The following is a 5,160-nucleotide window of genomic DNA, read 5'->3' on the forward strand; positions in this document are numbered from 1 at the left end:
CCTGCCCCAGGATATGACCGATCACCGCTGACAATCCGGCGCCCAATCCCATCGCCAGCGAGGTAACCACAAAAGTGACCGGAAAGGTAAAACTGATGGCGGCCAGAGCTTCGGTGCCCAGCATGCCGATAAAAAAGGTATCGACCAGATTAAAGGCCAGAATGGCGATGATGCCGAAGATCATGGGGCCCGTCATCTGGCGCAGTACGACCGGGATGGGGGCTGTCAGCATGGGGTTGGTGCGGGTCAAGGGCTCGTCTCTACAGCTGGCTTTGCAGGTTCTGGCATGGCAACCGGGCGGCTTGAACCGACCTTGCTCCAGGGTGTGGATATGGCTGAACCATCGAAGATGTTCATAGTACGTGAAAAAAATTTTTTTGTATTTGCCCTTGAAGGGTTAGCAACTCTGCCCCACATCAGGGACATATCAAATTTGGCCTGGAACGGCCATTCCTCAAAGCAATAATGAGACTCATTTTGGGAGAGTTATCGATGAAAATTCGTCCACTGCACGACCGCGTCATCATCAAGCGCATCGAAGCTGAAGCCAAATCTGCCGGCGGTATCGTCTTGACTGGTACTGCGGCCCAGAAGTCCACCCGTGGTGAAGTGCTTGCCGTGGGGACTGGTCGCATCCTGGATAATGGCGAAGTCAAAGCGCTGGCCGTGAAGGTTGGTGACAAGGTGATCTTCAACGAAGGCTACGGTGTCAAGACCGAGAAGCTGGATGGTCAGGACGTCCTGATCCTTTCCGAAACCGACATTCTGGCGATTGTCGAAGAGTAATCCATCCTCCTTTTCCCCGAATTGATTTAAGGATTGAAGAAAAATGGCAGCTAAAGACGTTAAGTTTGGTAACGAAGCCCGCATCAAGATGCTGGAAGGCGTAAACATCCTGGCTGATGCCGTCAAGGTGACCCTGGGCCCGAAAGGCCGCAACGTGGTGCTGGACAAGTCCTTCGGCGCTCCGACCATCACTAAAGATGGTGTGTCTGTTGCGCGCGAAATCGAGCTGGAAGACAAGTTCCAGAACATGGGCGCCCAGATGGTCAAGGAAGTGGCTTCCAAGGCGAACGATGCCGCCGGTGACGGTACCACCACTGCAACCGTTCTGGCTCAGGCTATCGTCAACGAAGGTCTGAAAGCCGTTGCCGCCGGTATGAATCCGATGGATCTGAAGCGCGGTATCGACAAGGCCGTTGTGGCTGCTGTTGCCGAGCTGCAGGTGCTGTCCCAGCCGTGCGCTGACAGCAATGCCATCGCTCAGGTGGGCACCATCTCCGCCAACTCCGACGAGAAAGTGGGCAAGCTGATTGCCGAAGCCATGGACAAAGTGGGTCGCGATGGCGTCATCACCGTTGAAGATGGTCAGGGTCTGGAAGATGAGCTGGCAGTTGTTGAAGGTATGCAGTTCGACCGTGGCTACCTCTCTCCGTACTTCATCAACAAACAGGAAACCGGTTCTGTCGAGTTGGACGATCCTTTCATCCTGCTGGTTGACAAGAAAGTCTCCAACATCCGCGAGATGCTGCCGGTACTGGAAGGTGTCGCCAAAGCGGGCAAACCGCTGCTGATCGTTGCCGAAGACGTAGAGGGCGAAGCCCTGGCGACTCTGGTGGTCAACACCATGCGCGGTATCGTGAAAGTGGCTGCCGTCAAGGCACCGGGCTTCGGTGACCGTCGCAAAGCCATGCTGCAGGATATCGCCGTACTGACTGGCGGTACTGTTATCTCCGAAGAAGTTGGCATGGAGTTGGAAAAAGCAACTCTGGAAGACCTGGGTCGTGCCAAGCGTATCGTCATCACTAAAGAGAACACCACCATCATCGATGGCGTGGGTGATGCAGGCGTGATCGAAGGCCGTGTTGCCCAGATCCGTCAGCAGATCGAAGAGACCTCCTCCGACTACGACCGTGAGAAGCTGCAAGAGCGCGTAGCCAAGCTGGCTGGTGGTGTTGCCGTGATCAAGGTGGGTGCTGCTACCGAAGTCGAGATGAAAGAGAAGAAAGCTCGCGTAGAAGATGCTCTGCATGCTACCCGTGCTGCGGTTGAAGAAGGTGTGGTTGCCGGTGGTGGTGTTGCGCTGGTTCGCGTTGCTGCCAAACTGGCAGGCCTGCGCGGTGACAACGAAGACCAGAACGTGGGTATCAAGGTTGCCCTGCGCGCCATGGAGGCCCCGCTGCGTCAAATCGTCATCAACGCCGGTGAAGAAGCTTCCGTCATTGCCAACGCAGTGAAGAACGGCGAAGGTAACTTCGGTTACAACGCTTACACAGAGCAGTATGGTGACATGCTGGCCATGGGTATTCTGGATCCGACCAAGGTAACCCGTTCTGCACTGCAGTTCGCTTCTTCCATCGCCGGTCTGATGATCACCACCGAGTGCATGGTCACCGAGCTGCCGAAGAAAGATACCCCGGCCATGCCTGATATGGGTGGCATGGGCGGCATGGGCATGATGTAATCATCATCCCGGCTCTGTTTGAGAAACGGCTCGCCTTGGCGGGCCGTTTTTTTATATCTGGCTAAACTGAGTCTGTTGAGGCAGACAATTGGGGGGGCGATATGAGATTTTTGGGTTTGATTACACTGCTTTATTCCTTGGTCATCATACCGGTGATGGCCGCTGAGGGGCTGAGCGGGCCGGTGATCCTGAAAGTGGGTGGTAACATCAGGTCGACAGACGATGTGGATGGCAAGGTATTGTTTGATCTGGCTAAACTGCAGGCTCTGCCGCAACATGAGATAGTGACCAGCAGTCCTTGGGTGGACAAGCCGCACACCTATAGAGGCCCGAAACTGGCCGATGTATTGGCTGCGGTTGGCGCAGATGGCAAAACCATTACGTTGACGGCACTGAACAGTTTCCAGATCCGCATTGCATGGGACAAGGTCGCCAAATATGACCCTATCCTTGCCTGGCAAGACAATGGTGCTGTCATGCGGGTGCGTGACAAGGGGCCGCTCTGGTTTATGCTACCCCTTGACCAATATCCGGAATTGAAGCGATCTGAATATACCGACATGATGATCTGGCAGCTCAACTCAGTTGATATCCAGCATTAATTGTTTATTGTTCAGGAGTCTGGGGTGAAAGCAAAGAGCAAAGTCAGGCCGCTTGTTGCCACGCTTTATTTTTTCATCCTGTTGTTTACAGGAAGTACTCTCTATTCCCTTGTCCAGATCCAGAATGCGGCTCGGGTGATGGAAAAGTACACCTATGATGTCTCTTGGGCACTGATGCAGTTGCAACTGGAGCTTGGGCGTTTTCTCAATGCGGTAGAGGTCTATCATTATGGTGGGATTGATCATGACACCTTGATGATGCGTTATGACATCCTCTGGAGCCGAACGCCCATTCTGTTGAGTGGTCAGCTGCGCAAAAGCATGCAGGACAAACAGAAAACCTTGCGCTTGGTGCAGCTGATTGAAACCAATATTCGCCAAATAGAGCCAGATATCAACAATTTGCAGAGTGGGGCGTCTAGTTATCAGCAGATTATGATGCGCCTTGCTCCGCTGCAAGAGCCGCTCTCCTACTCCCTCGCTTCTGTGATGCAGAAGAACATCAACGCCTATTCCGAGAACGATCGCCATTTTGGTGAGCTGCGCAATGCCTTGTTGCTGATGGTTTCCGGTTTGGTCATTTCAGTACTGTTACTCAGTATGCTGCTTATATATGAAGGGCGGCGCCACTTCAGGGCGGCCAGGCGGGATCCTCTAACCCGGTTGTCCAATCGAGTTGCCCTGCTGGAGCTGATGGAGTTGTACGCCACGCAGGAAGTTCCGTTCGGGCTGGTGCTGGTCGATATCAACGACTTTAGGGATATCAACAGCAAGTTCGGCTATGACACCGGTGATTATCTGCTTTGTGAGTTTGCCGCCCGGCTCAGGGGGCTCTGTGAAGAGAGCGAGTGGAGCGGACGCTTAGGGGGTGATCAATTTGCCATTATTCAGCGTGGTAGCAGCGATTTGCGTCAGGTCAGGGAGCTGGTTGCGCGACTGCGGCATGCCCTGAAGCAAGATATTGTCTATGACAACTATCCCTTCCGCCTTGAAGTCGGGGTAGGGATTGCCTTCTATCCGATGGACAGCGACAAGACTAAGGAGCTGCTGAGCCGTGCGGAACAGGCACTGTTTCATAGTCGCAAGAGCCATGTCCCCTATGTGATTTACGATAACTCCTTGCTTAACGAGACGGCGCGCCGCAAGCATCTGGCCTCTGACATGATCATCGCGCTGGAACACAATGCGCTGGAACTCTATTACCAGCCCATCGTCAATCTCGAGAGTGGCCGCTGTGAAGCTGTCGAGGCATTGCTTAGGTGGCGCCATCCGGAGCTTGGTTTTGTTCCACCAAATGAAGTGATCATGGTGGCAGAGGAGTTCCAGCTTGCCGAACGGTTGGGCAGCTGGGTGCTTAACACCGCTTGTGAGCAGCTCTATCAGTGGCACCAGCTTGGTATGGTCGATCTACAAATGTGTGTAAATATCTCGCCGGGCATGTACCAGCGTAATTTGCTTAAACTGGTCGCCAAGGCATTGATGGAGCACCATCTGCCAGCACGAAGCCTGGTTCTGGAAGTCACCGAAGATACCACTATGCGGGAAGTGAAGAGCTCGCTGCAACTTATGCAGGATCTCAATCAGCAGGGGGTACTGCTGGCATTGGACGATTTTGGTACTGGTTATTCATCGTTGAGTTATCTGCAAAAGTTACCGGTCAGCAAGGTGAAGATCGACCGCTCTTTTATACAGGGCATTGACGCCTCGCTGGAGGCATCTGAGTTGGTCGCCAACATCTGCCGGATGGGGTCGATGCTGGGCAAGAGTCTGGTGTGTGAAGGGATTGAGACACAGAGCCAGCTGGATGTACTGCGATCCCTGACCGATATCCACTTGTATGGACAGGGCTATCTGTTCAGCCGACCAGAGCAGGCGGAGAAAATCTATCAAACCTTGTTGGAGATGGAGGAGCTTTGGCTAGCGCGTCAACAATCCGAAATGGCTTATATGAGTTGAAGGGGGGAGTACTTGGTGCTCATCTGCCTTCTGAATGTGTGATCCAGTTCGGATTTTCTTCTTTTTGTTTGTTGTTTGAACAGTTGTGCGGTTTTATCAAAAAAACATGCAATTTATCCTTGCCAGAAAGAATCTGTT

5 protein-coding genes are annotated in these 5,160 nt (G+C 53.3%); 4 read left to right on the top strand and 1 reads right to left on the bottom strand.

The window, feature by feature from the left end; genetic code table 11:
- Positions 1-250 (bottom strand): MATE family efflux transporter (locus tag BN1117_RS10965; RefSeq protein WP_040097335.1); only part of this gene is annotated, 250 nt, incomplete at its 3' end.
- 242 nt (positions 251-492) lie between these two features.
- On the opposite strand from BN1117_RS10965, the gene BN1117_RS10975 reads away from it, so the two are divergent.
- From BN1117_RS10975 to BN1117_RS10990, 4 genes are all read left to right on the top strand, one after another.
- Positions 493-786, top strand: coding sequence for a co-chaperone GroES (locus tag BN1117_RS10975; RefSeq protein WP_005340573.1), 294 nt, complete (start codon positions 493-495; stop codon positions 784-786).
- 43 nt (positions 787-829) lie between these two features.
- Positions 830-2,464, top strand: a complete 1,635-nt coding sequence (gene groL / locus BN1117_RS10980; RefSeq protein WP_040097337.1) for a chaperonin GroEL — start codon at positions 830-832, stop codon at positions 2,462-2,464.
- Positions 2,465-2,565: 101 nt separating this feature from the next.
- On the top strand, positions 2,566-3,066 hold the full coding sequence (locus tag BN1117_RS10985; protein ID WP_040097338.1) for a putative pterin-binding protein: 501 nt from the start codon (positions 2,566-2,568) through the stop codon (positions 3,064-3,066).
- A 24-nt stretch (positions 3,067-3,090) separates the two neighbouring features.
- Complete coding sequence (locus tag BN1117_RS10990; protein WP_040097339.1) at positions 3,091-5,022, top strand: putative bifunctional diguanylate cyclase/phosphodiesterase; 1,932 nt, start codon at positions 3,091-3,093, stop codon at positions 5,020-5,022.
- Positions 5,023-5,160: the final 138 nt, after the last annotated feature.

Origin of the sequence: Aeromonas australiensis (genome assembly GCF_000819725.1) — a bacterium.
Classification (GTDB): domain Bacteria; phylum Pseudomonadota; class Gammaproteobacteria; order Enterobacterales; family Aeromonadaceae; genus Aeromonas; species Aeromonas australiensis.

What these genes read in the sequence shown, in the direction of transcription:
- BN1117_RS10975 (WP_005340573.1), top strand. Translation starts at nt 493, where the DNA reads ATGAAAATTCGTCCACTGCACGACCGCGTCATCATCAAGCGCATCGAA.
- groL (WP_040097337.1), top strand. Translation starts at nt 830, where the DNA reads ATGGCAGCTAAAGACGTTAAGTTTGGTAACGAAGCCCGCATCAAGATG.
- BN1117_RS10985 (WP_040097338.1), top strand. Translation starts at nt 2,566, where the DNA reads ATGAGATTTTTGGGTTTGATTACACTGCTTTATTCCTTGGTCATCATA.